General features: G+C 74.4%; 22 protein-coding genes. 10 read left to right on the plus strand and 12 right to left on the minus strand.

What is annotated here, in order from left to right:
* Nucleotides 1–47 precede the first annotated feature (47 nt).
* Entirely contained in the window at nucleotides 48–1,067 is a 1,020-nt protein-coding gene (hrcA, locus tag AC0QU1_RS19630; protein ID WP_483571717.1) for a heat-inducible transcriptional repressor HrcA, read from the minus strand.
* 399 nt (nucleotides 1,068–1,466) lie between these two features.
* Here hrcA and AC0QU1_RS19635 point away from each other — a divergent pair, with 399 nt between their 5' ends.
* The 4 genes from AC0QU1_RS19635 to AC0QU1_RS19650 all read left to right on the plus strand — a co-directional run bounded on the left by AC0QU1_RS19635 (nucleotide 1,467) and on the right by AC0QU1_RS19650 (nucleotide 6,169).
* A complete protein-coding gene (locus AC0QU1_RS19635) occupies nucleotides 1,467–1,652 on the plus strand; it encodes a hypothetical protein (protein WP_483571718.1) in 186 nt (61 codons plus the stop codon).
* 77 nt (nucleotides 1,653–1,729) lie between these two features.
* Complete coding sequence (locus AC0QU1_RS19640; protein WP_483571719.1) at nucleotides 1,730–4,666, plus strand: ATP-binding protein; 2,937 nt, start codon at nucleotides 1,730–1,732, stop codon at nucleotides 4,664–4,666.
* Between the two features lie 67 nt (nucleotides 4,667–4,733).
* Nucleotides 4,734–5,597: a DUF3097 domain-containing protein gene (locus tag AC0QU1_RS19645; RefSeq protein ID WP_483571721.1), complete on the plus strand. Its 864-nt coding sequence runs from the start codon at nucleotides 4,734–4,736 to the stop codon at nucleotides 5,595–5,597.
* A gap of 23 nt (nucleotides 5,598–5,620) precedes the next feature.
* Nucleotides 5,621–6,169, plus strand: coding sequence for a DUF4870 domain-containing protein (locus AC0QU1_RS19650; protein ID WP_483571723.1), 549 nt, complete (start codon nucleotides 5,621–5,623; stop codon nucleotides 6,167–6,169).
* 431 nt (nucleotides 6,170–6,600) lie between these two features.
* On the opposite strand, the gene AC0QU1_RS19655 is transcribed toward AC0QU1_RS19650, so the two are convergent.
* The 4 genes from AC0QU1_RS19655 to lepA all read right to left on the minus strand — a co-directional run bounded on the left by AC0QU1_RS19655 (nucleotide 6,601) and on the right by lepA (nucleotide 12,036).
* On the minus strand, nucleotides 6,601–7,593 hold the full coding sequence (locus AC0QU1_RS19655; RefSeq protein WP_483571725.1) for a DUF2189 domain-containing protein: 993 nt from the start codon (nucleotides 7,591–7,593) through the stop codon (nucleotides 6,601–6,603).
* 91 nt (nucleotides 7,594–7,684) lie between these two features.
* Nucleotides 7,685–8,749, minus strand: a complete 1,065-nt coding sequence (locus AC0QU1_RS19660) for a hypothetical protein (protein ID WP_483571726.1) — start codon at nucleotides 8,747–8,749, stop codon at nucleotides 7,685–7,687.
* A 130-nt stretch (nucleotides 8,750–8,879) separates the two neighbouring features.
* Nucleotides 8,880–10,169 carry a radical SAM family heme chaperone HemW gene (hemW, locus tag AC0QU1_RS19665; RefSeq protein WP_483571727.1) on the minus strand — a complete coding sequence of 430 codons (1,290 nt, stop codon included), beginning with the start codon at nucleotides 10,167–10,169 and terminating at the stop codon, nucleotides 8,880–8,882.
* Between the two features lies 1 nt (nucleotide 10,170).
* On the minus strand, nucleotides 10,171–12,036 hold the full coding sequence (gene lepA / locus AC0QU1_RS19670) for a translation elongation factor 4 (protein WP_483571729.1): 1,866 nt from the start codon (nucleotides 12,034–12,036) through the stop codon (nucleotides 10,171–10,173).
* Nucleotides 12,037–12,170: 134 nt separating this feature from the next.
* Between lepA and AC0QU1_RS19675 the strand changes: the two genes are divergently transcribed.
* A complete protein-coding gene (locus tag AC0QU1_RS19675) occupies nucleotides 12,171–12,725 on the plus strand; it encodes a DJ-1/PfpI/YhbO family deglycase/protease (protein ID WP_483571731.1) in 555 nt (184 codons plus the stop codon).
* A gap of 115 nt (nucleotides 12,726–12,840) precedes the next feature.
* Nucleotides 12,841–13,581, plus strand: coding sequence for a maleylpyruvate isomerase N-terminal domain-containing protein (locus AC0QU1_RS19680; RefSeq protein WP_483571733.1), 741 nt, complete (start codon nucleotides 12,841–12,843; stop codon nucleotides 13,579–13,581).
* Between the two features lie 131 nt (nucleotides 13,582–13,712).
* Here AC0QU1_RS19680 and AC0QU1_RS19685 read toward each other — a convergent pair whose 3' ends face one another.
* Nucleotides 13,713–14,648, minus strand: a complete 936-nt coding sequence (locus tag AC0QU1_RS19685) for an aminoglycoside phosphotransferase family protein (protein WP_483571735.1) — start codon at nucleotides 14,646–14,648, stop codon at nucleotides 13,713–13,715.
* A 155-nt stretch (nucleotides 14,649–14,803) separates the two neighbouring features.
* Between AC0QU1_RS19685 and AC0QU1_RS19690 the strand changes: the two genes are divergently transcribed.
* The 3 genes from AC0QU1_RS19690 to AC0QU1_RS19700 all read left to right on the plus strand — a co-directional run bounded on the left by AC0QU1_RS19690 (nucleotide 14,804) and on the right by AC0QU1_RS19700 (nucleotide 16,768).
* Nucleotides 14,804–15,595 carry an alpha/beta fold hydrolase gene (locus tag AC0QU1_RS19690; RefSeq protein ID WP_483571737.1) on the plus strand — a complete coding sequence of 264 codons (792 nt, stop codon included), beginning with the start codon at nucleotides 14,804–14,806 and terminating at the stop codon, nucleotides 15,593–15,595.
* A 69-nt stretch (nucleotides 15,596–15,664) separates the two neighbouring features.
* Nucleotides 15,665–16,096, plus strand: coding sequence for a type II toxin-antitoxin system PemK/MazF family toxin (locus AC0QU1_RS19695; protein ID WP_483571738.1), 432 nt, complete (start codon nucleotides 15,665–15,667; stop codon nucleotides 16,094–16,096).
* Between the two features lie 84 nt (nucleotides 16,097–16,180).
* Nucleotides 16,181–16,768 carry a type II toxin-antitoxin system PemK/MazF family toxin gene (locus AC0QU1_RS19700; protein WP_483571739.1) on the plus strand — a complete coding sequence of 196 codons (588 nt, stop codon included), beginning with the start codon at nucleotides 16,181–16,183 and terminating at the stop codon, nucleotides 16,766–16,768.
* 2 nt (nucleotides 16,769–16,770) lie between these two features.
* Here AC0QU1_RS19700 and AC0QU1_RS19705 read toward each other — a convergent pair whose 3' ends face one another.
* Nucleotides 16,771–17,892 carry a calcium:cation antiporter gene (locus tag AC0QU1_RS19705; protein WP_483571740.1) on the minus strand — a complete coding sequence of 374 codons (1,122 nt, stop codon included), beginning with the start codon at nucleotides 17,890–17,892 and terminating at the stop codon, nucleotides 16,771–16,773.
* A gap of 244 nt (nucleotides 17,893–18,136) precedes the next feature.
* Here AC0QU1_RS19705 and rpsT point away from each other — a divergent pair, with 244 nt between their 5' ends.
* Nucleotides 18,137–18,397 (plus strand): 30S ribosomal protein S20, encoded by a 261-nt coding sequence (rpsT, locus tag AC0QU1_RS19710; RefSeq protein WP_483571741.1) that lies wholly within the window; start codon nucleotides 18,137–18,139, stop codon nucleotides 18,395–18,397.
* A 195-nt stretch (nucleotides 18,398–18,592) separates the two neighbouring features.
* Here rpsT and holA read toward each other — a convergent pair whose 3' ends face one another.
* From holA to AC0QU1_RS19735, 5 genes are all read right to left on the minus strand, one after another.
* Nucleotides 18,593–19,600, minus strand: a complete 1,008-nt coding sequence (gene holA, locus AC0QU1_RS19715) for a DNA polymerase III subunit delta (RefSeq protein ID WP_483571743.1) — start codon at nucleotides 19,598–19,600, stop codon at nucleotides 18,593–18,595.
* A gap of 85 nt (nucleotides 19,601–19,685) precedes the next feature.
* Entirely contained in the window at nucleotides 19,686–20,534 is an 849-nt protein-coding gene (locus AC0QU1_RS19720) for a neocarzinostatin apoprotein domain-containing protein (protein ID WP_483571745.1), read from the minus strand.
* Nucleotides 20,531–21,220, minus strand: coding sequence for an N-acetylmuramoyl-L-alanine amidase (locus tag AC0QU1_RS19725; protein ID WP_483571747.1), 690 nt, complete (start codon nucleotides 21,218–21,220; stop codon nucleotides 20,531–20,533). The genes AC0QU1_RS19720 and AC0QU1_RS19725 overlap by 4 nt, the downstream gene beginning before the upstream one ends.
* A gap of 10 nt (nucleotides 21,221–21,230) precedes the next feature.
* Complete coding sequence (locus tag AC0QU1_RS19730; protein WP_483571748.1) at nucleotides 21,231–22,025, minus strand: hypothetical protein; 795 nt, start codon at nucleotides 22,023–22,025, stop codon at nucleotides 21,231–21,233.
* A 217-nt stretch (nucleotides 22,026–22,242) separates the two neighbouring features.
* Nucleotides 22,243–24,531, minus strand: a complete 2,289-nt coding sequence (locus AC0QU1_RS19735; RefSeq protein ID WP_483571750.1) for a ComEC/Rec2 family competence protein — start codon at nucleotides 24,529–24,531, stop codon at nucleotides 22,243–22,245.
* Nucleotides 24,532–24,660: the final 129 nt, after the last annotated feature.

Raw genomic sequence — 24,660 nt, forward strand, 5'->3', positions numbered from 1 at the left:
TCTCTTCGCGGGGAGGTGTGTGGGGAATGGTTCGTGGGCGGGGGAAGTCAGCTCGGCAGCACCCGCGACAGGTAGCGCGCCACGGCACGCACCGCGGCGATGGTGCCCGGGTAGTCCATGCGGGTGGGGCCGATCGAGCTCAGGATGGCCACAGAGTCGCCGTCGGACGAGCCGTAGCCGGACGTGACGACGGAGGTCTCCGCCAGGCCCGCCAGCCGGTTCTCGTGGCCGATGCTCACCGTCACGCCGGCGTCGTCGGTCATCTCGGTGAGGAGGCCGAGCAGGACCACCTGCTCCTCCAGCGCCTCGAGCACGGGCCGCAGGCCCTGCTCGAACCGCATGCCGGACCGCGCGAGGTTGGCCTGGCCGGTCAGCACGATCCGCTCCTCGCTCTCCTCCGCGAGCGCGGTCGTGACGACCTCGGCCACCGCGGCCGCCAGGGGCTTGTGCTCCTCCGGCATGGCCGCTGCGACCTGGGCGAACGAGTCGCCGATCTCGGTGAGGCGGCGGCCGGCGGCCGCCGCGTTGAGGCGGGCGCGCAGCTCGCCGAGCGTGCCGTCGTCCAGGTCGACCGGCACGTCGAGGAACCGCTGCTCCACCCGCCCCGTGTCGGTGATGACGACAACGAGGAGCCGCCCCTCCGCCGTCGGCACGAGCTCCAGGTGCCGCAGGCCGGACCGGCGCAGCGAGGGGTACTGCACCACGGCGACCTGGCCCGTGAGCTGGGCGATGAGCCGCCCGGCGCGCGCCACGACGTCGTCGAGGTCGACGGCCTCGGACAGGAACGTCTCGATCGCCCGCCGCTGCGGCGCGCTCAGCGGGCGCACCTCGGCGAGCTGGTCCACGAACAGGCGGTAGCCCTTGTCGGTGGGGATGCGCCCCGCCGACGTGTGCGGCTGGGCGATGAGCCCGGCCTCCTCGAGGGCCGCCATGTCGTTGCGGACGGTGGCAGGGGAGACGCCGAGCCGGTGCCGCTCCGTGAGTATGCGCGACCCGACGGGTTCGCGTGTCCGGACGTAGTCCTCCACGATCGCCCGCAGGACATCGAGCCTTCGTTCCTCGCTCACCGCGCTCACCTCCGTCCCCAGGTTGAACGTCCGGGACGTGCACCCGGGTTCCGGCCGTTCACCGACACTGCCTCCAGCACTCTCGCCGACCGAGTGCCAATCCTACGCGGCACACGCGAGCGGCCAACCCCCCGACCCGCCGCGCGCACGGTCCCGGGGTGCCGGACCCGCAGGTCAGCCCCGTGACCCGTGGTTGTGACACGTTCGCGAAGGGCTGAGCCGACGGGCCTGACAACTGTCCCGCCGACCGGCGCTTAGGGCAATGCCTTAGGTACCTCGGACCCGCCGGTCGGACCGGCAGCCAAAGATGCGGCGACCGCCCGATCCGCGCGGGGTACCTCACGCACGAGGGTGGAACCACCGCCGGCGAGGGGCCGGCCGCACCCAGGAGGCACCACGATGTTCGGCTTTTCGGACTACGCCGAGTACCGCAGGAACGAGCAGGAGCTCGACCGCCGGACGGAGCAGACCCGCCGGGCGCGCGAGCAGCAGGAGACCGCCCGGCGCCAGGAGGCCGCACGGCACGCCGCCGAGCGCGCCGCACGCGCCAAGGCGGCCGACGCCGTCCGGCCGCGCATCGCCTGAGCCGCGCCGGAACGGCCGTGGCGAACAGCGAACCGGTACCAGGACCGGCACCAGGACCGGCATGGGACGATGAGCCCATGCCGGTCCCCCGCGCCCGCCTCGTGGGCCGAGCCCGTGAGCTCGGCGAGCTCATGGCCGCCCTCGACGACGTCCGCTCGGGCGCCGGCCGCACCATCGTGATCGCCGGCGAGGCCGGCATCGGCAAGACGCGTCTGGTCGACGAGCTGACGTCCCGGGCGGACGGCGTGCTGGTCCTGGCCGGGCAGTGCGCCGACTCCGGCTCGGGACCCGTGCCGTACGCCGCGACGGCCGGCCTGCTCGCCGGGATCGTGGCGACGCTCGGCCCCGACGCCACGGTCGAGGCCGCCGGCCCGGCGGCCGCCGCCCTGTCCGCGGTCACGCCGCAGCTCGTGGCCCCCTCGCCCGACGCGGGCGCCGACCGCCTCCCCGAGGTCCTCACCGACCTGCTCGCCCGCACCGCCGCCGACCGTCCGGTCGTCGCCGTCGTCGAGGACCTGCACTGGTCCGACGACGTCACGCGGGCCCTGGCCGTGCGCCTCGCGCGCGCCGCGCTGCCCGGCCTGCTCCTGGTCCTGACCTACCGCAGCGACGACGTCGACCGCAGCCATCCCCTCCGGGCCGTGGCGGCGGAGCTCGACCGCGCACGGCTGGCCACCCGGCTCGACCTGCGCCGGCTCGGCCCGGAGGAGGTCCGCGAGATGGCGCGGGACCTGCTGCTCGCGGAGTCCTCCGGGCCGGCGGCCCCCGGCCTCGCCGGGCTCGGCCCCGCCGACGAGCTCGCCGACGACATCGCCGATCTGGCCGAGCGCAGCGAGGGCGTCCCGTTCTACGTGGAGGAGCTGGTCGGCTTCCTCGGCACCGACCTGCCGGACTCCCTGCGCGACATCCTCCTGCTGCGCTACTGGAACCTGAGCCGTGCGGCGCAGGCGCTGTGCCGCGTCGTCGCGGCGGCGGGCCCGCGGGTGTGGCACGACGTGCTGGACGACGTCCTGGCCGACGACGCCTCGGGCGCGCGCCCCGGCGTCGGCGCGGAGCCGGAGGAGACGGCGCGCGAGGCGGTGGACGCGCAGGTGCTGGTCACCACCGACGTCGGGTACGCGTTCCGGCACGCGCTCGTGCAGGAGGCCGTGTACGCGGAGCTGCTGCCCGGCGAGCGCAGGCGGCTGCACGCCGCGTACGCCCGCGCGCTCGAGACGGCGCTGACCACCCGCACCCGCTCGGTCGCCAAGCTGTCCCGCATCGCCGACCACTGGTGGCGCGCCGGTGTGCTGGACAAGGCCTTGGCCGCCGCCGTCGCCGGGCACGCGGCGGCGTCGACCGCGGCGGCGTCCACGGCCGTGACCCTGGGCGAGCGGGCGCTCGAGCTGTGGGACCAGGTGCCCGACGCCGAACGCGTGGCCGGCCTGCCGCACCACGAGCTGCTGCGCGCCGTCGCCGGGTCGCTGCTGGACTCGACGCGCGTGGACCGCGCCCTGGCCGTCGTGCACCAGGCCCTCGACGAGTGGCCCGACGACGACCCCGTCGGCCAGGCCAGGGCCCTGGCCGACGCCGCGCTCATCGCGGGCCGGGCCGGGTCCTTGGACGGTCCTGAGCTCTACGAGCGGGCGCTGCGCCTGGTGCCGCCGGGCCTCGACGACACCGTGCGGGCCCAGGTGCTGGTGCTGCGGGCCCGGCGCGCCATGCTCGACGGGCACTGCGCCGAGGCCATCGTGGCCGCCACGGAGGCGTACGACACCGCGACCGCAGTCGGGAGCGCCGAGCTCGCCTCGGTGGCGCTCAACCTGCGCGGCGTCAGCCGGTTCCAGCTCGGCGACCAGGACGGCCTGGCCGAGATCGACCGCGGCCGCGAGGTCGCCGGCGACAACTGGCACGGCCTGCGGCAGTACTACATCAACGGGTCCGACGCCCGGCTGACAGCGGGGCGCTGGGACGAGGCCGCCGCCATCGCCGCGGAGGGGGTGGAGATGGCGCAGCGGTACGGCGCGGCGGAGGGCACCCGGACGATGCTGGAGGGCAACATCGTCGAGGCGATGATCGGGCGCGGCGACTGGGCCGAGGCCGCCCGGTGGTACGACCGCAAGGTGCCGATGATCCACGCCAGCGTGTACTCCGTCTACCTCGGCTGGCACCGGGCGTGGCTGTCGATGTGGCGCGGGCAGGTCGCGTGGGCGCAGGCAGAGGCGCGGCGCAAGGCGGCCACCTGGGACCGGTTCGGGCGCCTGGAGGTGCAGATCCGGTCGCGCGTCGCGGTGACCCGCGCGGAGCTGGCGCTCCTGCGGGACGACCCGGCGGAGGCGCTGCGGCTCACGTCCGGCGTCGTCGCGGGGAACGGGCCGCGCAACCCGGCCTACGACCTGGAGCTCCTGGCCGTCGCGGCCCACGCGATCGCCCGGCTGCGCGCGGCGGGCCAGGACGTGGACGACGCCCCGTTCCGCACCGCCCTCGCCGAGTGCGCCGGGTGGGCCACGTTCCCGGTGTGGTCGGCGCTGTTCGAGGCGGAGCTCGGCACCGGCCCGTGGACCGTCGTCGCGGACCTGCCCGGCCCCGCGCACCTGCGGCCCTACGCCCTGTACCGCGAGGGTGAGCGGCTGCTGGCGGTCGGCGACAGGGGAGGGGCGCGGTCGGCGCTGGGATCGGCGGTGGCCGAGGCCGAGAAGATCGGGGTGGGCCTGGTGGTCCAGCAGGCCCAGGCCCTGATCGACCGGGCGGGCCTCGCCGACCGGTCGGGAGCGGCCGGGCGTTCGGGAGCCGCCGGGCGCGCGGGGCGGGACGCGGCGGACGGCGCCGCGCCGTCGGACGGCGGGGCCGAGACCCTCACCGCGCGCGAGCGGCAGGTGCTCGCCCTGGTGGCGGAGGGCCTGACCAACGGGCAGATCGCCGAGCGGCTGTTCATCTCGGCCAAGACCGCGTCGGTGCACGTGTCGGCGATCCTGCGCAAGCTCGGGGTGGCGACGCGGACCGAGGCGGCCCTGCGGGTCCGGGTCGGCCGCTGACCCGCCCGTCGGGACACGCCAGCGCACCCTCCGCCGTCGGCCCTTGCCCCGGATCTAGGCTCGCGGCGTGCACGACGAACGCTACGGCCCCGACGTCCTGTCCCCCGCCTTCCCCGGCGCGCAGCGGGGGCGGCGGCCGACGTCGCAGCCGACGCCCGCCGAGTCCGGGCTGGTGGTCGAGGAGGTCGAGACCGGCTGGGTCGGCGCCGTCGTGCGGGTCGAGAAGTCGGGCGGCATGCACGTGGTGGTCCTGGAGGACCGGCGTGGCCGCACGCGGACGTTCCCGCTAGGCCCCGGTTTCTGGGTCGAGGGCAAGCCCGTGATCCTCACCGCGCCGGCGGTGAACCGCGCGCCCGCCCCGCCCACGCGCACGGCCTCCGGTTCGGTGGCGGTGCACGGCGCGCGGGCGCGCGTGGCACGCGGCAGCCGCATCTGGGTGGAGGGCAGGCACGACGCCGAGCTCGTCGAGAAGGTCTGGGGCGACGACCTGCGCGTCGAGGGTGTGGTGGTCGAGCTGCTCGACGGCGTGGACCACCTCGCCGAGCGGCTCGCCGAGTTCGGGCCCGACGCCGACCGGCGCGTCGGCGTGCTGGTGGACCACCTGGTCCCCGGCTCGAAGGAGCAGCGGCTCGCCGACGAGGCGGTGCGCCACGTGCCGCCGGGCACCGTGCTGGTGCTGGGGCACCCCTACGTCGACGTGTGGCAGGCCGTGCGCGCGGAGCGCCTCGGCCTGGACCGCTGGCCGGAGATCGACCGGGGCACGGAGTGGAAGCTCGGCATCCTGCGCTCGCTGGGCTGGCCCGCGCAGACGCAGGCCGACGTCGCGCGCGGCTGGCAGCGCATCCTCGGCACCGTGCGCGACTACCGGGACCTCGACCCCGTGCTGCTCGGCCGGGTCGAAGAGCTCATCGATTTTGTGACCATTTTGTGAGGCACAACCTCTACGGTTGAGCCATGTCCGAGAACCCGCAGCAGCCGCAGTCTCCTCAGCAGCCCGGCCCGGCGCCTCAGCAGCCCCAGCCGGGTCCCGCCTACGGCTCGCCCCAGCCCGGTCAGCAGCCGTACCAGGGCCAGGCGCCGTACCAGGGCCAGCAGCCCTACCAGGACCAGTCCCAGCAGCCGCACCCGGGCCAGCCGGCCCCCGCGTACAGCGGCCCGTACCAGCAGCCCCAGCCGCTCACCCCGTCGGACGAGCGCATGTGGACCGTCTTCGCCCAGATCGGCGCGATCGTGCTGTCGTTCATCCCGCCGCTCGTGATCTGGCTGGCGCTCAAGGACCGCAGCCGGTTCGTGGAGCAGGAGGCGAAGGAGGTGCTGAACTTCAGCATCACCCTGATCATCGCCAACGTCGCCGTCGCGATCATCACCGCGATCACCCTCGGGTTCGGCGCCATCCTCTACCTGGCGTTCATCGCGGCGCTGGTGTTCATGATCCTGGCGGCCGTCGAGAACGGTAAGGGCGCGCCGTACCGCTATCCGGTGAACATCCGCCTCATCAAGTAAGGGACGGCGTCGGCGGACGGCGGCGGCGTGTGGCGGCGGCGGACGGCGGCGGCGGACGGCGGCGGCGTGTGCCGTCGGCGGACGGCGTCGGCGTGTGACGTCAGGCACCGGCGGACGGTGACGTCAGGCGCCGTCCGACGGCGGCGTCTGGCGCAGCCGGACGGCGGCGTCTGGCGCAGCCGGACGGCGGCGTCTGGCGCAGCCGGACGGTGGTGGCAGGCGCCGTCGGACGGTGGCGTCTGGTGTTGGACGACGTCGGCGTTGGACGACGCCGCCGTCGGAGGCCGTCTCCGTCGGATGGTGCCGCCGTCATCCGTTGACCATGCACTTACTGCCGGATCCGGCTTCGATCCGGCAGTAAGTGCATGGTCAACTTGGTCGCGTCGGCGAGCGACCGGGTTGGTCGGCGCCGGGCGTCAGGCCACCGGGCGTCAGGCCGCCATGGGACCCGCGGCGGCCGGGCCGCTCGGCAGCGGGCCGGCCGCGACCGGGCCGCCCGTGATCCGGCGGAACGCGAAGGCCAGGGCGACAAGCGACAGCGGGATCGTGAGGAACAGGCCGAGCCCGCAGACGATCGCGCCGAGGATGTTGATGCCGAAGAGCGCGAGCTCCAGCAGGAAGACGGCGCCGAAGTTCTGGCCCACCAGGCGGAACGACGACGTGAAGGCCGCCCAGGCGTTCATGCCCCTGTCGACCACGTTGTGGTAGGTGAAGGGCGCGAAGATCGCCAGGACGATGAGGCCGAGACCGCACAGGAGCGCGCCGGCGAAACCGGCGACCAGCAGCAGGAGCGCCGTGAGGATGATCATCGCGTAGCTGTTGACCTGGAAGAGCGTGCCCCAGGTGGCCTTCTCGCCCGCGACCTCACGCAGCGCTGCGTTGATGCCAAGGGCTCCCAGCACCGAGAGCACCAGACCGCCGATGAACCCGAGCGTCGAGTTACCGACGCTCACCCCGGTCCAGACGCCGGCCAGGTCCCCCGGGTTGGATGCCGCCCTGTTGACCTGGTTCTGGTAGTCGACGGCCGAACCCGAGTTGGACAGCGCGAACACAACAAGGAGGAGCAGAGCGAACAGCACCCAGAACAGCCAGTTCCCGGTGAACCGCCGCCACCCGAAGCCCAGCGCCTCGCCCACGCCGAACGGGGCCGACGGCTGCGTCCCGTAGGGCCCGCCCGGGCCGCCGTACGCCGGCGGCTGACCCGCGGCACCGTAGCCGGGCGGCTCGCTCGCGCCGCCGTACGCGGGCGGCTGCCCACCCGGCGCGGGCGGCTGCCCACCCGAGGCCGGCGGCTGACCGGGACCGCCCGCCGGCGGCGGCGTCGGCCCCTGTGCCGGCGGCTGCGTCGGACCGCTCGCGGACGACGGCGGCGTCGGCCCGCCCGCGTTCGGCCCGTACGGGTCCTGCGGCGTGTTCTCGCTCATGTGCTCCCCCTAGAAATGGTCGGTGATCGAGGCCACCTTCACCTTTTCTTCGCAAGCGCGCACGCGGAACTGCCGAGTTGTTACCCGTGGGTCAGGCGTGGACGGCGTCCCCGGTCCAGCGCTGGACGAGATAGGCCCCCACCAGGAGCATCGCCGGCGCCACCACGACCAGACCGATCCCGCACGTGAAGATCGACGCGATGGCCAGCCCGGCGAAGATCCCGAAGACCGCGAGCGCCGTCCCGAGGTGGGTGAGCACCAGCCCGACGCCGCCCGCCAGCGCCTTGCCGAAGCCCCACCCCTTGAGCAGCAGGAAGGGCACGGGGAGCAGGAGCAGCGTGCAGACGACCTGCACCAGGCCGCCGACCATCGGCACGATGGTGCTGACGAACCCGAGCACGCCCGCGAGCACCGCGTAGCCAACGAGACCGCCGAAGCCGCGCAGCAGGAAGAAGTCGCGGAACCTGACCTTGCGGGTGCGCGTGGCGGCGAGCGCGCCCGCGTACAGGAGGGCCTGCAGCAGGAAGCAGATGGCGGTCCCGCCGGCGGCGAGGGCCTGGGCGCGGACGGTCCGCCCGGCGGCCTGGGCGGCGTCGACGGCCGCCGGGTCGCTGGCGTTCATCAGCCCGTCCAGCGTGGACGGGCTGAACACGAGGATGACGGCGAGCTGCGCGACGCCGAGCACCAGGCTCATCGCCACCCACAGGCCCCAGCTCGCGCCGAACGCGCCCCAGCCCCAGCGCCACGCGCTGCCGACGGTGGGCCGCTCGCCGTCCGCCACGTGCTCGGTGCCCGGGGCGGCAGGCTCCGGGAACTGCGGCGCCTGTGGCTGGTAGCCGCCCTGCTGGTACCCGCCCGGCTGCTGGTACCGCGGAGCCTGCGGGCGGACCTGGTACTGGCCCCACACGCCGGGCTGCGGGTCCCGCTGCTCCGGCTGCTGGTGGGCCTCGTAGTCGGGCCGGCCGTACGGGTTGGCGGGGCGGCCATAGGGATCGCGCGGTCCGTACGGGTCCAGCGGCTGCGGGGTCTGCCCGTAGGGGTCCTGCGCCGGCGGTTCCGGTTGCCCCTGGTGGTTCGCGTCCCGGGCCCGCCGGAGCTCCGGATCCTGCCCACGGTACGGATCCTGTGGATGCCAGCCACCGTGCGTGTTGCTCATGACGCGTGCCCCTCGGTCAGGCGTGCCTGCGCCCGCCCAGTAACTGTCTTAATTCGCCCAAGATATCGGCGATTTCGCCAGCCACGCAAACAAAACTAATCCGAACTGTGGCGAAATACCCGGTACCGATTCAGGCGGTCAGGTCCCGCACCACGGCGTCGGCCAGGAGGCGTCCGCGGCGCGTCAGCACCGCACGCCCGCCCGCCCCGCCGACGCCGACGGCGGCCCGGCCGTCGAGCAGCCCGCCGGCCACCAGACCGGCCACCGCGGTGCGGCCCTCCGCCGTCAGCACGCCGAGGTCGAGGCCGTCGCGCAGCCGCACGCCGAGCATGACGCGCTCCAGGTGCGCCTCCTCGCGGGTAAGCAGCTCGCGCCCCGCGCCGGGGCTGTGCCCGGCCTCCAGCCGCGTGGCGTAGGCGCGGGGATGCTTCACGTTCCACCACCGGACGCCCGCCACGTCCTGCGCGGTGTCCTCGGCGGCCGAGAGGTAGCTGTGCGCGCCGGGTCCGACGCCCCACCAGTCGTCGCCGCGCCAGTACCCGACGTTGTGCCGGCACTCGTGCCCGGCACGGGACCAGTTCGACACCTCGTACCAACGCAGCCCTGCTGCCGTGAGGAGGTCGTCGGCCAGCTCGTACTTCGCGGCCTGGTCGTCCTCGGACGGCGGCGCGAGCTCGCCGCGGCGGACCTGTGCGGCCATCTTGGTGCCCGGCTCCACCACGAGCGCGTACGCGGACACGTGGTCGACGCCGGTGGCCAGCGCCGCCTCGACGCTCGTGCGCCAGTCGTCGAGGGACTCGCCGGGGGTGCCGTAGATGAGGTCGAGGGACACGTCCAGCCCGGCGTCCCGCGCCCACCGCACGACGTCGGGGATGCGCAGCGGGTCGTGCGTGCGCTCCAGTGTGGCCAGCACGCGCGGCACGGCGGACTGCATACCGAACGAGACGCGCGTGAACCCGGCGTCGGCCAGGAGGCGCAGGGACTCGGGCGTGACGGAGTCGGGGTTGGCCTCGGTGGTGACCTCTGCGCCGTCGGCCAGGCCCCAGGTGTCCCTGACGCCGGCGAGCACGCGGGCGAGGTCGTCGGCGGGCAGCATCGTCGGCGTGCCGCCGCCGAAGAAGACGGTCGAGACCGCGGCGGGCGAGCGGCCGGCGTCGGACAGGACGCGCTGCGCGAGCGTCACCTCGCGCAGGGCTGTGGTGGCGTAGGCGGCCTGGTTGGCGCCGCCGCCCAGCTCGGCGGCGGTGTAGGTGTTGAAGTCGCAGTAGCCGCAGCGCACGCTGCAGAACGGGACGTGCACGTACACGCCGAACGGCCGCTGGCCGGCCTGGGTGCTGTCCCGCACGGGGGCGGGCGGGCGCACCGCGGCGGGCAGCGCCCCGTCGTCGGGCACGGGGATGCCGGGGGGAAGTGCGGGCAAGCTACTTCTTCTTGTCCTTGGGGGCCGCGGCGTCGGAGGACAGCGCAGCGATGAACGCGTCCTTCGGCACCTCGACGGAGCCGATGTTCTTCATGCGCTTCTTGCCCTCCTTCTGCTTCTCCAGCAGCTTGCGCTTCCGGCTGATGTCACCGCCGTAGCACTTGGCGAGCACGTCCTTGCGCATGGCGCGGATGGTCTCGCGGGCGATCACCCGGGCGCCGATGGCGGCCTGGATCGGCACCTCGAACTGCTGCCTCGGGATGATCTCCTTGAGCTTGCCGGTCATCAGCACGCCGTAGTCGTAGGCCTTCTCGCGGTGCACGATGGCGCTGAACGCGTCCACCTGCTCGCCCTGCAACAGGATGTCGACCTTGACCAGGTCGGCGGTCTGGTCGCCGGACGGCTCGTAGTCGAGCGAGGCGTACCCGCGGGTGCGGGACTTGAGCTGGTCGAAGAAGTCGAACACGATCTCGGCCAGCGGCAGCGTGTAACGCAGCTCCACGCGGTCCTCGGACAGGTAGTCCATGCCGAGCTGCACGCCCCGGCGCTCGTTGCACAGGCCCATGACCGTGCCCACGAACTCGCTGGGCATGAGGATGGTCGCCTTGACGACCGGCTCCCGGACCTCCTTGATCTTGCCGCCGGGGAACTCACTCGGGTTGGTGACCCGCACCGCCGTGCCGTCCTCCAGCGTCACGTCGTAGATCACGTTCGGCGCGGTCGAGATGAGGTCGAGGTTGAACTCGCGCTCCAGGCGCTCGCGCACGATCTCCAGATGCAGCAGGCCGAGGAACCCGACGCGGAACCCGAAGCCGAGCGCCACGGACGTCTCCGGCTCGTAGTTCAGCGCGGCGTCGTTGAGCTTGAGCTTGTCCAGCGCGTCGCGCAGGTCGGGGTAGTCCGAGCCGTCCACCGGGTACAGGCCGGAGAACACCATGGGCTTGGGGTCGCTGTAGCCGCCGAGCGCCTCGGTGGCCGGCTTGGCCTGGTTGGTGACGGTGTCGCCGACCTTGGACTGGCGCACGTCCTTCACGCCGGTGATCAGGTAGCCCACCTCGCCGACGCCGAGCCCCTTGGTGGGGTTGGGCTCCGGGGAGATGACGCCGATCTCGAGCAGCTCGTGGCTCGCGCGCGTGGACATCATCGTGATGCGCTCGCGCGGGTTGAGGTTGCCGTCCACGACGCGCACGTAGGTGACCACGCCGCGGTAGGTGTCGTAGACCGAGTCGAAGATCATGGCGCGCGCGGGGGCGTCGGCGTCGCCGACCGGGGCCGGGACGCTCCGGACGATCTTGTCCAGCAGGGCGTCGACGCCCACGCCCGTCTTGCCGCTGACCTTGAGCACGTCCTCCGGGTCGCCGCCCACGAGGTTCGCGAGCTCCTCCGCGTACTTCTCCGGCTGGGCCGCGGGCAGGTCGATCTTGTTCAGGACCGGGATGATCTCCAGGTCGTTCTCCATGGCCAGGTACAGGTTGGCCAGGGTCTGCGCCTCGATGCCCTGCGCGGCGTCGACCAGCAGCACGGCGCCCTCGCACGCGGCCAGCGACCGGGACACCTCGTAGGTGAAGTCCACGTGGCCCGGGGTGTCGATCATGTTCAGGGCGTGCGGCACGCCGTCGAGCTCCCACGGCATGCGCACCGCCTGCGACTTGATGGTGATGCCGCGCTCGCGCTCGATGTCCATCCGGTCCAGGTACTGCGCGCGCATGGCGCGCGCCTCGACCACGCCCGTGAGCTGGAGCATGCGGTCGGCAAGCGTGGACTTGCCGTGGTCGATGTGCGCGATGATGCAGAAGTTGCGGATCAGGTCGGGCGCGGTGGCGTTCGGCTGGATGCGCGCCGCGAGCGTAGGACCGGGGATGGGCAAAGCGTTCTCGCTCCGTCGTCAGGGTGGTGGTCAGGATAGGCGGGGCCAGCCACCATTCTCCCACGTCCCGTGCGAGCGAGGCGCGGCCATGCCTACGGTCGGAGGGCAGCGACCCCGATCGACGGAGGACAACCATGCCGCACCTGACCAACAAGCAAGTGCTGGCAATCGTGACCAACTACGGCGTCGAGCAGGACGAGCTCCTGGTACCCGTGCGGCACCTGCGTGACCACGGCGCCGTCGTGACCGTGGCGGCCGCGCAGCCGGGCGACGTCCAGACCCTGGTGGGCGACGAGAAGCGCGGCGAGACGGTGGTTCCGGACACCGTGATCGCCGAGGTGGACACGGCCGGCTTCGACCTGCTGCTCGTGCCCGGCGGCACGCTGAACGCCGACGCCCTGCGCCTGCGGCCCGAGGCCGTCGACGCCGTCGACGCGTTCGCCGCCACCGGCCGGCCGGTGGCGGCGATCTGCCACGGCCCGTGGGCGCTGGTCGAGGCCGGGCGCGTGTCGGGCGCACGGCTCACCAGCTACCCGTCGCTGGCCACCGACGTACGCAACGCGGGCGGCACCTGGGTGGACGAGCCCGTCGTGCGGGACGCGGGCGCGGGGTTCCCGCTGGTCACGTCCCGCACGCCCGGCGACCTGCCCCACTTCCTGCGCGAGATCGACGCGGTGCTCGGGGGCTGACCTCCGCCGTGGCGGGGCCGCGGCGCCGGCGGGCTCCGCGGTCCGCGGCGTGGCGGGGCCGCCCGGGCTCCGCGCCCGCTCCGGGATGTCGGTGGCTCGCGGTACCTTTCCGCACATGAGCCTCGACCACCTGTCGCTGCTGGCCCGGTTCCAGGGCGACTTCCTCACCGCCGTACCCGGTGCCGACGGCGACGCGCGGGTCCCCGCCTGCGGTGACTGGACCGTGCGGGAGCTGGTGGAGCACCTCGCCGACATCCACCACTGGGCGGCCGGCAACGCCCGCGGGGTCGAGGCCGAGGCGCTCGGCGACGGGCCGTTCGACCTGGCGCCGCACTATGCGGCCCAGGCGGCGGCCCTGCGCACGGCGCTGGCCGGCCTCGACCCCGACGCCACCGCCAGGGTGCTGACCCATCCCGAGCCCCTGGGCCCCGGCCCGGTGCGGTTCTGGTACCGCAGGCAGACGCACGAGACGCTCGTGCACCTCCACGACCTGCTGGCCGCCCGCGCGGGGGCGGGCTCGACGGGCCTGGTCGACGCCGAGCCGGAGGTGTGGGCCGACAACGTCGACGAGATCGTCACCGTGCTCCAGCCCCGCCAGGTGGGCCTGGGCCGCATGGCGCCGCTGCGCCATCCGGTGGCCCTCGTCGCGGCCGACGTCGACGGCGGGCGCACCTGGGTGCTCGGGGCACCGGGCGAGCGCACGGAGGAGGTGGCGCCCGACGTCGTCGTCAGCGGGGCGACCGAGGGGCTCGCGCTGATGCTGTGGCGGCGTCTCACGCCGACCGAGGCGGGCGTGACCGTCGAGGGCGACCGCGGGGACCTGGAGGCGGCGCTGGCGCAGGCGATCGTGCCGTAGCCGCTGTCCGGCCGCCCGGCCGCGGCCGCTGTCCAGGCAGGCGAGGTCTGGCAGACGGGGCCCGTCCTTGGGGGCGGCGTCGGCCTCGATCGCGCGGGCAGTCCGCCCGTGCCGTCGATTCGCGCGTGCCGTCAGCCCGCGAGGACCGCGGCGATCCGCGCCTGGCCAGCCCGCGCGAACTCCGGCCAGCGGTCCCAGTAGTAGGGCAGGGCGATAACGGCCTGGACCAGCATCCAGCCCCGGCCGCGCTCCCACGCGTCGTCGGGGTCGGCGAGCCCGTCGGTCGCGGCGGCCCGGAAGTCCGCGCGCTCCGCGGCCGTGAACCCGGCGCCCCAGGCGGGGATCAGGTCGGCGGCCGGGTCGCCGACCCCCATGGCGCCCCAGTCGATGACGCCGGTCAGCCGGCCGTCGCGCACCAGGAGGTTGCCGGGCAGCAGGTCGCCGTGGATCCAGGAGCCGGACGCCCGGGGTCCGGGCGTCGTACCGGAGGACCCCTCGTGGGGTCCGGGCGCCGGCCGCGCGGCAAGGGCCCGGTCCCACGCCGCCGTCGTGGCGCGCCCGTCGATGCGGGTGCCGGAGGCGCTGATGGCGCGGCGGACGTCGTCGTCCAGCCGGGCCAGCGGGACGCCGCGTGACGTGCCGTCCTTGACGGGTCCGCCGTCGGTGGGCACGCCGCGCAGGGCGGCGACGAACTCGCCCAGGTCGCGGGCGCCGGCCGGTCCGAGGTCGCCCGGGGCCGGTGGCGCGCCCTCCAGCCAGGGCACCACCGACCAGCGGAACGGGAAGCCGTCGGCCGGCTCGCCGACGGCCTCCGGCACGGGAAGCTCGGCCGGCAGATGGGCGGCGAGGCGCGGGAGCCACCGCGCGTCGGCGACCGCGTGGTCCTGGGCCCAGGCGATCTTGGGCATGCGGACCAGCAGCTCGTCGCCGAGCCGGAACAGGTGGTGGTCGGTGCCGCCCGCCGGCCCCGGCGTCACGGGCAGGTGCGCCCAGCGCGGGAACTGGTCCGCGACCAGCCGGTGGACCAGGTCGGGTGTGGAGACGACCTCGTCGTCGTGCAGGCGCATGGGGGCCACCGTGGCATCCGGTCCGGCGGGCGGGCCAGGGCTTTTCCGCCGGCCCCGCGTGGGCAGCACGCGGCTGGCTCCGCGTGGCCGGCGGCGCGCGTGTATCGATGACGCGTGCACCGATGAGTTGTGCGCCGCCCCGTCGTCGGACGGCCATGACTGACTACACGACCACCAGCCGGGGCGACCGCGTCGCCTACGACCTGCGGGGCGGCACGGGCCCCGCCCTCGTCTTCGTGACGGGCGCTGGCCCGGACCGCGCCGACGACCCGGTCACCGCCGAGACCGCCCGGCGCGCCGCCGACGGCGGGCTGACCACCGTCACCTTCGACCGGCTCGGCCGCGGGGAGAGCCCGGCCGAGGGCCGCCTGGACCTGGACCGCGAGCTCGCAGCCGTGGCCGCGATGATCGAGCTGGCGGGCGGGTCGGCCGTGCTGGTCGGCCACTCGTCCGGCTGCTCGATCAGCCTCAAGGCGGCCGACGCCGGCCTGCCGGTCACGGGCCTGGCCCTCTGGGAGGCGCCGCTGGGCGACCCCGCCGCGACGACGCAGGCGTGGGCCGACGAGATCGAGCGCCTGGTCGACGCGGGCGACCTCGAGAACGCGATGCGGCACTACATGAAGGACATGCCGCCCGAGTGGCTCGCGGGGCTGGAGGCGTCCCCCGACTGGCCGGTCATCGCGCGCACCGTGGCCGCCTACCGCGCCGACGCGCAGTCGCTCGCGTGGGCACAGCGCGCGCTGGAGGACGGGACCCTCGACGTGCAGGTCCCGGTGCTGGCGATGTACGGGACGGAGACCTTCCCGGAGATGCCGGTGGCCGCCGCGAGCATCGTGGCGGCGGTGCCCAAGGGAGTCGAGAAGGAGGTGCCGGGCGCCATGCACAGCTGGGAGCCGGAGTCGATGGCGCCGGAGCTGGCCGAGTTCGCGCGGCGGTGCGCCGGCTGATCCTGTGCCGGGCCTGGGCGCCGGTTAGGTCCTGGATGCGCGCTTCACCCGTTCCGGTACGGTTCCGGCGTGACCTTCGCATCAGACAACAGCTACCCCGGCGACTTCGAGGGTGAAGTCCACCCGATCTACCACCCCGACCTGGACGGTGACCCGGACCCGGGCGAGGTGGTCTGGACCTGGGTGCCGTACGAGGAGGACCACAGCCGGGGCAAGGACCGGCCAGTGCTGCTGGTGGGCCGGGACGGCCCCTGGCTGCTCGGCCTCCAGCTCACCAGCCAGGACCACGACCGCGACGCGCTCCAGGAGGCGCGCGCCGGCCGCATCTGGATGGACGTCGGCACCGGCGCGTGGGACGGCTCGGGCCGCGCCTCGGAGGTCCGGATCAACCGCGTCATCCGCATCGACCCGGACGACGTGCGCCGCGAGGGCGATGTTCTCGCCGAGGACGTCTTCAACGACGTGGTGAAGTACATGGACCGGGCGCTCGACCTGACCTGAGCCCGGCTCCGCCGCCGTCACGACGACGCCGCCCGGCGCCGGCCCGCCCTGCTCGGGGGCCGGCGCCGGGCTACCCTGCCCTGCGTGAACCAGAACCCGTGGATCAGGCTGCTCGGCGACGTCGTCGAGGCCGTCGCGCGCTCGGCCTTCGACCAGGACGACCAGCGTCAGGGCGACCGGCGTCCGGATGCCCGACGTCACGACGACCGCCCGGAGGACGGCGCGCCGACGCGCGTGCCGCGCCCGCCGCGCGCGTCCGGTCGCGCCCTGCCCGAGACCGACGGCTACCCCGGCGACTTCGTGGGGCGGGTCACGGCCGTCTACCGCCCTGAGCTGGACGGCGACCCGGACCCGGGCGAGGTCGTCTGGTCGTGGGTGCCCTATGAGGAAGATCACAGCCAGGGCAAGGACCGGCCCGTGCTGATCGTGGGCACCGACGGCACCTGGCTCCTCGCGCTGCAGCTCACCAGCCAGGACCACGACCGCGACGCCGAGCAGGAGGCACGGGCAGGCCGCGTCTGGATGGACATCGGCACGGGCGCCTGGGACGGTTCCGGCCGCCCCTCCGAGGTGCGTCTCAACCGGGTGATCCGCATCCACCCCGATGCCGTCCGCCGCGAGGGCGCCGTCCTGGACAAGGCGGTCTTCGACGAGGTCGTGGCGGCGCTCTGACCCTACGGCTGGACCGACACCACGAGGAACGCCGCGAGCAGCACCAGGTGCACCACGCCCTGCAGGGTGTTGGCGCGGCCCGGCGTGATGCTCAGCATCGCCACCACCACCGAGACCGCGAGCAGCACCATCTGGGTGGGGTCGAGGCCGAGCGTGAGCGGCCCCTCGATCCAGATCATCGCGACGGCGATGGTCGGGATGGTCAGGCCGATCGACGCCATCGCGGAGCCGTAGGCGAGGTTGAGGCTGATCTGCACCCGGTCGCGCAGGGCATTGCGCACCGCGGCGATCGACTCGGGCGCGAGCACCATGAACGCGATCACCACGCCGACGACGCCGTAGGGCAGGCCCGCCGCGTCCACCGCGTGCTCGATGGTCGGGGAGAGCAGCTTGGCCAGCAGGACCACCGAGACGAGCGCGGCGAGCAGCAGCCCGACGCTGAACCATGCCTCCCTGGTGGGCGGCGGGTCCGCGTGGTCGTCGCCGTCCTCGTCGAGCAGCCCCGTGATCCGGCCGTACTCGTCGCTCGAGACCGGCAGGAAGAAGTCGCGGTGCCGCACCGTCTGCGTGAACACGAATGCCCCGTACAGCAGCAGCGACGCGACGGCGGCGAAGCCGAGCTGGAAGGCCGTGTAGGCGCCGCCGTCGGCCGACGTCGTGAAGCGGGGCAGGACCAGGGTGACCGAGGCCAGCGTGATCACGGTGGCCAGCGCCGACCCGGTGCCCGACGCGTTGAAGCTCACCAGGTGGTGCTTGCTCGCCCCCACGAGCAGGGACAGCCCGACGATCCCGTTGATGGTGATCATCACGGCGGAGAAGACCGTGTCGCGGGCGTACGTGCTGGTGGCGTCGCTGCCGCTGCTCATCAGCATGAGGATCAGGCCCACCTCGATCACGGTGACCGCGACCGCGAGGATGAGGGAGCCGAACGGCTCGCCGACCTTGTGCGCCACCACCTCCGCGTGGTGGACCGCCGCGAGCACGGCGCCGACCAGGGCCGCGCCGATCGCCACCAGGACCGCCGGGTGCTCGTGGTTGCTCCACGTGGCCACGAGGAGCACCAGGGCAAGGATCGGGACCACCACGGTCCACTGGAAGGGTCCTCTCAGCGTCCTGGCACTCATGCGTGGGAGTCTAAGTGCCGCGTCGGCGGGCCTCCGGGACCGGTCGCCCGGCGTCGCGGGTCTCACAGCCCGGCGCCCCACGGGACGCCCGACGCTCTGGTAACCTTGGGGGTCGCGTGTCCGCCCAGGTCGGCGGGCACAGTCCCAGTTCCTCTCCACGGGTCCCCACCCCAGTCCCGGAACTGCGACCGCCCTCTACGACCTATCCGCTCGCCGACAGGCGAACACACCAGGAAGTCCACTCGTGGCAAACATCAAGTCCCAGATGAAGCGCATCAAGACGAACGAGAAGGCTCGTCTGCGCAACAAGTCCGTCAAGTCGGAGCTGAAGACCCACGTGCGCAAGGTGCGCGAGGCCATCGCAGCCGGCGACAAGGAGACCGCGACGGTCGCCCTTGCCACCGCGTCGCGCAAGCTCGACAAGGCTGTCGCCAAGGGCGTCATCCACGCGAACCAGGCCGCGAACCGCAAGTCGGCCATCGCGAAGCAGGTCGCGGCTCTCTGAGCAGACTTCGAGAGACGCCGTTCGCCCCAGAGGCGGACGGCGTCTTTCCCGTACCCGGCCGCTGCTGCCCGCACCCGGCTGCCCGGGCCCGGTACGCCGAGTTGCCTTCTACCCAGTCATTGGGCCCAGAAACACACTGGATTCTGGGCCCAATGACTGGGTAGAAGGCAACTTAGCCGCGGCACGGGGGCGGGATCAGGAGCGGCGGGAGCGGGCGATCGTCATCACCGCGCGCTCCACCGCGAACACCGTGTCTCTCGCCTCGCCCTTGACGTCGGCGTCGGCCTGCGCGACGGCGGAGATCGCAGCGGCCAGCCCCTCCGGCGTCCAGCTCCGCAGGTCCTTACGGGCGCGGTCCACCTGCCAAGGCGCCATGCCCAGGTCCCGCGCCGAGAGCCCGCCGCCGCGCATCGAGGCGACCTTCGCCAGGTTCCGCAGGCGCAGCGCGAGGGCCGCCACGATCGGCACCGGGTCCAGGCCCGTGTCCAGCGCGTGCCGCAGGAGGGCCACGGCGGCACCGACGTCGCCGGCCACCGCGGCGTCGGCCACCCGGAAGCCCGTCGCCTCGACGCGGCCGCCGTAGTACCGGTCCACGGTGCTCGCCGTGATGGTGCCGGTCGTGTCGGCGATGAGCTGCGCGCAGGCTGACGCGAGCTCGCGCAGGTCGCTGCCGACGGCGTCGATGAGGGCGCGCACCGCCTCGGCGTCCGCCCGCCGGCGCGCGGCCTTGAACTCGCCGGTGACGAACGACGCCTTCTCGGCGTCCTTGGTCACCGGCTCGCACAGCATGACCGGCGCGCCCGAGGCGGTGACGGCGTCGAGCATCTTCTTGCCGCGCTGCCCACCCCCGTGGACCACCACGACGGTCGTCTCCTCGTCCGGCGCGGCGACGTACGCGATCAGGTCGGACATCAGGTCTTCCGTCCCCGACTCCGTCGAGCGGACCACCACGACCTTCGCCTCGCCGAACAGGGACGGGCTCGCCGCGACCATGAGCTGGCCGGCGCCGTAGGTGGCCCCCTCCAGCTCGACCTTCTCGACCTCGGGATCGCGCTCCCGCACGAGCCGCACCACCCCGTCGACCGCCCGCTCGGTCAGGAGCGGCTCGGCGCCGCGCACGAGCACGACCGGAGCGACCGTCGGCTCGTCCCAGCCACGGCCGGAGGGAGGGGCTGCGGTACGGCGCTTGGTCGCTGGAGGCACGGACACAGCCTGCCACGGCTCACCGACACCCACCGCTGACGACACCTGCCTCCGGTGCAGGTCGGTCAGCGCCACCGCAGGTCGGTCAGCGCCACCGCAGCTCGGTCAACGCGATGCGGCCGCCGTCGGTCCACGCGTTGGCGACCACGCACGCGCCGGCCTCCGCGCAGTCCGCCGTGCCACCGCCGACGAGCTGGATCTCCCGGTCCACCGGCAGCCGCGTGACCACGGTGCCCGCGCGGTCGGCGATCACGCGCCGCCCGTCGTCGTACAGGCAGTTGTCCGCGTCCACGCCGCCGCCCGACGCCGTCGCGCACTGCACGATCCGCACCGTCGCGCCGGGCGCGAAACCCTCCCCCGTCACCGTGACGCGCCCGTCGGCGGCGCCGAGCTCCTGCTCGGACAGCATGAGGGTCGGTGCGTCCGGCGGCTCGGCGCCGTCGGGGAGTGGGGCGGCGGCCGCCGCGAGCACCCGGTCGGAGAGGTCGGCGACGGCCAGCACGCACGGGTCGCCGGTGCAGTCGACCTCCGACACCGCACCGACGTTGACGAACGCCCTCGGCTGCCGGGTCGCCGAGATCCGGCCGTCGTCGTCCGCCACCACCTGCTCGCTGGTGGACATGTCGCACTCGTCCAGGGCGTTCGCGCCCGCCGCCGTACCGTTGGTGCACTGCACGAGGTACTGGTTACCGCCCCGGAAACCCGAGCCGCGCACCAGCCAGGCATCGCCGGCGGTCGTCACGGTGATGGTCGGGTCGGCACTCCCCGGCGCGTCCGACGACGTCGGGCGCGCCTCCGGCGTACTCGTCGCCCCGGTCTCGGGCGATGCTCCCGAACCGCTCCCGCCGTCCGGGGCCGCCGTGCACGCGGCGAGCAGGAGCACGACGGCGGCGACGGCGACCGACGCGTGCGGCCGAACCCTCGGCCGCCTCACGGGTAGCCCAGGTACTCGTCGATGCCGCCGGCCACGCGCCAGCTCCAGGCGCTGCGGTTGCGCATCCAGTCCACTCCCTGCTGCCACACGTGGTACTCCTGCTCCAGGTAGCACGCCACGGCGTTGGTCTGGTTGAGCTCGCCCAGGTCGGACCGGTACTGCCGGGTGTCGTTGGTCCCGGGGCTGCCGGCCCCCACCCGCGCGGCGAGACGCGACGCACACTCCCCGCCGGCGGTCGACACGTACATCACGTGCGTGCCGTACCGCGAGGCGGGGTGCCCGGTCTCGCAGGGGGCGCTGATCGCGTTGGAGTGCAGCGGGACGTGCAGATCCGCCCCGACACGGTTCGAGCTGGCGATGTTCTCGGTGGTCAGCCCGTTGCCGCGGACCACCTTGTAGCCCCGCTCCAGGAGGTTGAGGTGGTCACCGTCGCCCTCCTGGGCGGCCGACACCGCCAGCAGGTAGGAGTTCGCGTTCTCGCTGAACCCGTCGCAGCCGGTGTTGGTGTGGCACACCGTGTCGCCCCGGTCGTGGCACGCCTGAGACAGGTACACCACCTTGCCGTTCCAGGTCTCCGGCACGTAGGTGACGTCGGCGGCCGAGGGCGGGGCCGCGGCCAGGAACAGGCCGGAGCCGAGCACGAGGGCCGCGAGGACGGACCCGAGCCGGCGGAGCGTCGCGCGCATCGTCGTCACCTCAGCCCAGCTCGATCGGCAGGTCGGTGGAGGCGCACATGTCGCCTCCCGTGGCATAGGCGAAGGCGAGGCAGTCCCCGTCGAGCGTGAACCGCACCGAGTCGACGTCGCCGTTGCTGTGCGCGGTGAACAGGAGCGCCTGCCAGACGTCCCCCGGGTAGACCCCGGCGTCGGACAGCGCCTGCTCGAACCCCGCGGCGACGTCGACCGTCGCCTCGCCGTTGGCGATCCGTACCTTCGTGGGCGCCAGGTCCGCGCCGGGGAGGTAGGACGCCAGCACCTCGTCGACGGCGGTCGCCAGCGTCTGCGCCGGGCCGCCCTCGGTCGCCGGCACCGCGCCCGCGGTCAGGTGCACGTCCTCGCCGGTCTCGCAGCCCAGGACGGGCGTCGTCGAGCCGTCCGTCGACCGCGGCCCGTCCGGGACGTCGGGGCACGGCGCCTCCGACGGCGGGTCCTCGGCGAACGCCTTCTGGTCGAGCGCCCGCCGCTGCTCCCCCGTCCGCACGTCGACGCCCGCAACGACGACGGTCCAGCCGTCCAGGACCGTTGCCGACTCGTCGAGCCACGCCTCCGCGGCGGCCGGTTCCTCGGCGACGTCGACCCGGACGACCTGGTCGGCCTCCGAGACGTCGGTGACGAACGACCGCGCCAGGAACTCCTGCCGGAGCTGGAGCTGAGCGGTGCCCTGGTCCAGCCCCGCCGCGCTGAACGCCGCGAGCGGCACGAGCAGGGCCGCTGCCGCGACCGCCGCGATGGTCCGGCGGTGCCGCCGGGACGCCAGTCTCAGATCAACCACGAGGCCCCCTCCTCCGTGCTGATGCAGCCTCCGGCATACCGCCGGCCGGGCCGCGATCAGGATCCGCAACGTTTGCGCAAAGTGTCGCGCCGCCCACAACGCCGCGCAAGAGAAGGCCTCAGGACACGCCGGGGTGCCGTTGGCGCATCGCCTGGGCACCGTTGGCGCATCGCCTGGGCACCGTTGGGGCGCCGCCGGGGTGCCGTCGACCCGCCGCTCAGCAGCCGCCCAGGGACACCTCCCCTCCGCGCACGACCAGCACCACCGTGCCGCACTCGTCGGTGCGGACGACGGCGGCGCCGACGCCCGCGTACAGGTCGAGGGCCGCGTCCGTCGGGTGGCCGTACTCGTTGCCCCGGCCCGCCGAGACGAGCGCGACCGCCGGGCGGAGCCGTTCCGCGAGGGCGCCCGACTGCACGGCCGACCCGTGGTGGGCGACCTTGACGACGTCGGTGCCGCCGACGAGAGGGACCAGCGCCGCCTGGCCCGCGTCCTCCAGGTCGCCGAGCAGCAGCACGTCCAGTCCGGCGGTCCGGGCGGCGAGCACGACGCTCGAGTCGTTCGCCCCCTCGCCCGCGCCGGCCTGCAGCACCCGCCACTCGAGGCTGCCCGCCGCGCCCCGGTCGCCGGCCCGTGCGGCACGGACCGGCACCCCGGACGCGGCCAGCGCCGCCTCGGTCGCCGCGGCGTTCGCGGCCGGCTCCCGGACCGGCGACACGAGCGCACCCGAGACCTCGCGCCCCGCGAGGACCGGCCCGAGGCCGCCCACGTGATCAGCGTGGAAGTGGCTGAGCACGAGCAGGTCCACCCGCGCGACGCCGAGCTGGTCGAGGCAGCGGCCCGCGGCCGGCCCGTCCGGTCCCACGTCCACCACCACCGCCGACGCCGGCCCCGTCCGCAGCGCCAGCGCGTCCCCCTGCCCGACGTCGCACGCCGCCACCAGCCAGTCCTGCGGTATCTCCGACCGCACCGCGAGGCGAGGTACGACGACGGCGACGACCAGCACCGCCGCAGAGGCCGCCGCCGCGAGGGCGACGAACCGGGCCCGGGTGAGCCTCCCCCGTCGGGCGGCGAGCGCCTCGCGGAGACCGGAGCGCACCGCCGCACGCCACGACTCGGGCCAGCCCGCACGCGGGGCGCGCCGCAGCACGGCCCACAGCACCACGGCCGTCAGGACGGCCAGCAGGAGCGCGCCCGCTGGCCCGCCCGGCCACGGGACGGCGGCGCCCGGGAGGGCGGTGGACCAGTTGGCGACCGCGGCGATCCACCAGGTCGCGCCGCTCGCCGCCCAGGCCACCACCCCGGCGACCCCCGGAAGCCAGGGCGCCAGGACCGTTGCGACCAGCCCCAGCACGGTCGCGGGAACCACCGCCGGGCTTGCCAGCAGGTTGGCGAGCACGGACACCGTGGACACCGACGGGTCGAGCAGTACCAGCCCCGGCCCGCACGCCGCCTGGGCGGCCAGGGGCACCGCCAGGGCGAACGCCGCCGTGTCCCCCGTCCAGGGCGCGAGCCGCGCGGCCAGCGGCGCGGCGAGCAGCACGAGCCCCGCGGTCGCCGCGGCGGACAGCGCGAACCCGAAGGACCGCGCGAGCCACGGGTCGACCACCAGCAGCCCGATGACCGACGCCGCGAGCGCCGGGACCGACTGCGCCGGCCGACCGACCGCCACCCCCGTCAGCGCGAAGGCCGCCATGACCGACGCCCGCAGCACGGCGGGCTCCGGCCGGACCAGCATGACGAACGTGAGGGAGGCGAGCGCGACGAGCAGCACCCGGGCCGCCCTCGGCAGGCGAGCCAGCGAGGCGAGCAGGGTCAGGACCGCGACGACCACCGCGAAGTGGCCGCCCGAGACCGCCGTGACGTGGCTCAGGCCCGAGCTTCTGAGCTCCTCCGCCAGGTCGTCCGGGAGCCGCGAGGTGTCGCCGATCGCCGCGCCCGGTACCAGCCCGCGCGCCTGCGGGGACAGCGAGTCGGTCACCTCCAGCAGCGCGGTGCGGTGGGCGTCGAGCACCCGGAGCGCCGACGGCGGGGCGCGGATCTCGGTGACGCCGTCGGTGGCCAGGCGGGCGGCCTCCGCGGCACCGGGATCAGCGGGCCGCAGCGCGCCGGACACCGTCACCGTCGACCCGTACCGGGGCGCGGTGCTCGACAGGACCTGCACGTGGGCTCGCGCGGCCGACTCGACGCCGCGGGCGGCCACCGTGCGGGCGGCCAGCACCCAGCGGTACTGCGCGGCCTCCGGAGCGAAGGCGCCCGGAGCGAAGGCGCCCCGAGCGAAGGAGAACGGCTCGGGCTGGGCGACGACCACGCCGGTGAGCGACGCCGTGACCCGCTGCTCGGCGAGACCGGCGAGCGGGGCCCGGCCGGCGAGCTGGACGTGCGCGGAGACCGCGACGGCCAGGACGCAGGCGGTGGCGAGCGCGACGTGGGCGGCGAGCGCCGCGGTCAGGGCGGGTGCGGTACGCGCGGGGCGCGCGGTGGCCGTGGTACGCGCGGAACGCATGGCGGGCGTGGTACGCGCGGAACGCATGGCGGGCGTGGCACACGCGGAACGCATGGTGGGCGTGACACACGCGGAACGCATGGCGGGCGTGGCACACGAAGTGGGCCGAGTAGGCGCGCCACGCGGAAC

The sequence above is a fragment of the Promicromonospora noduliphila genome (assembly GCF_056951025.1).

What these genes read in the sequence shown, in the direction of transcription:
- AC0QU1_RS19635 (WP_483571718.1), top strand. Translation starts at nt 1,467, where the DNA reads ATGTTCGGCTTTTCGGACTACGCCGAGTACCGCAGGAACGAGCAGGAG.
- AC0QU1_RS19640 (WP_483571719.1), top strand. Translation starts at nt 1,730, where the DNA reads ATGCCGGTCCCCCGCGCCCGCCTCGTGGGCCGAGCCCGTGAGCTCGGC.
- AC0QU1_RS19650 (WP_483571723.1), top strand. Translation starts at nt 5,621, where the DNA reads ATGTCCGAGAACCCGCAGCAGCCGCAGTCTCCTCAGCAGCCCGGCCCG.
- AC0QU1_RS19655 (WP_483571725.1), bottom strand. Translation starts at nt 7,593, where the DNA reads ATGAGCGAGAACACGCCGCAGGACCCGTACGGGCCGAACGCGGGCGGG.
- AC0QU1_RS19660 (WP_483571726.1), bottom strand. Translation starts at nt 8,749, where the DNA reads ATGAGCAACACGCACGGTGGCTGGCATCCACAGGATCCGTACCGTGGG.
- AC0QU1_RS19675 (WP_483571731.1), top strand. Translation starts at nt 12,171, where the DNA reads ATGCCGCACCTGACCAACAAGCAAGTGCTGGCAATCGTGACCAACTAC.
- AC0QU1_RS19680 (WP_483571733.1), top strand. Translation starts at nt 12,841, where the DNA reads ATGAGCCTCGACCACCTGTCGCTGCTGGCCCGGTTCCAGGGCGACTTC.
- AC0QU1_RS19685 (WP_483571735.1), bottom strand. Translation starts at nt 14,648, where the DNA reads ATGCGCCTGCACGACGACGAGGTCGTCTCCACACCCGACCTGGTCCAC.
- AC0QU1_RS19690 (WP_483571737.1), top strand. Translation starts at nt 14,804, where the DNA reads ATGACTGACTACACGACCACCAGCCGGGGCGACCGCGTCGCCTACGAC.
- AC0QU1_RS19705 (WP_483571740.1), bottom strand. Translation starts at nt 17,892, where the DNA reads ATGAGTGCCAGGACGCTGAGAGGACCCTTCCAGTGGACCGTGGTGGTC.
- AC0QU1_RS19725 (WP_483571747.1), bottom strand. Translation starts at nt 21,220, where the DNA reads ATGCGCGCGACGCTCCGCCGGCTCGGGTCCGTCCTCGCGGCCCTCGTG.
- AC0QU1_RS19735 (WP_483571750.1), bottom strand. Translation starts at nt 24,531, where the DNA reads ATGCGTTCCGCGCGTACCACGGCCACCGCGCGCCCCGCGCGTACCGCA.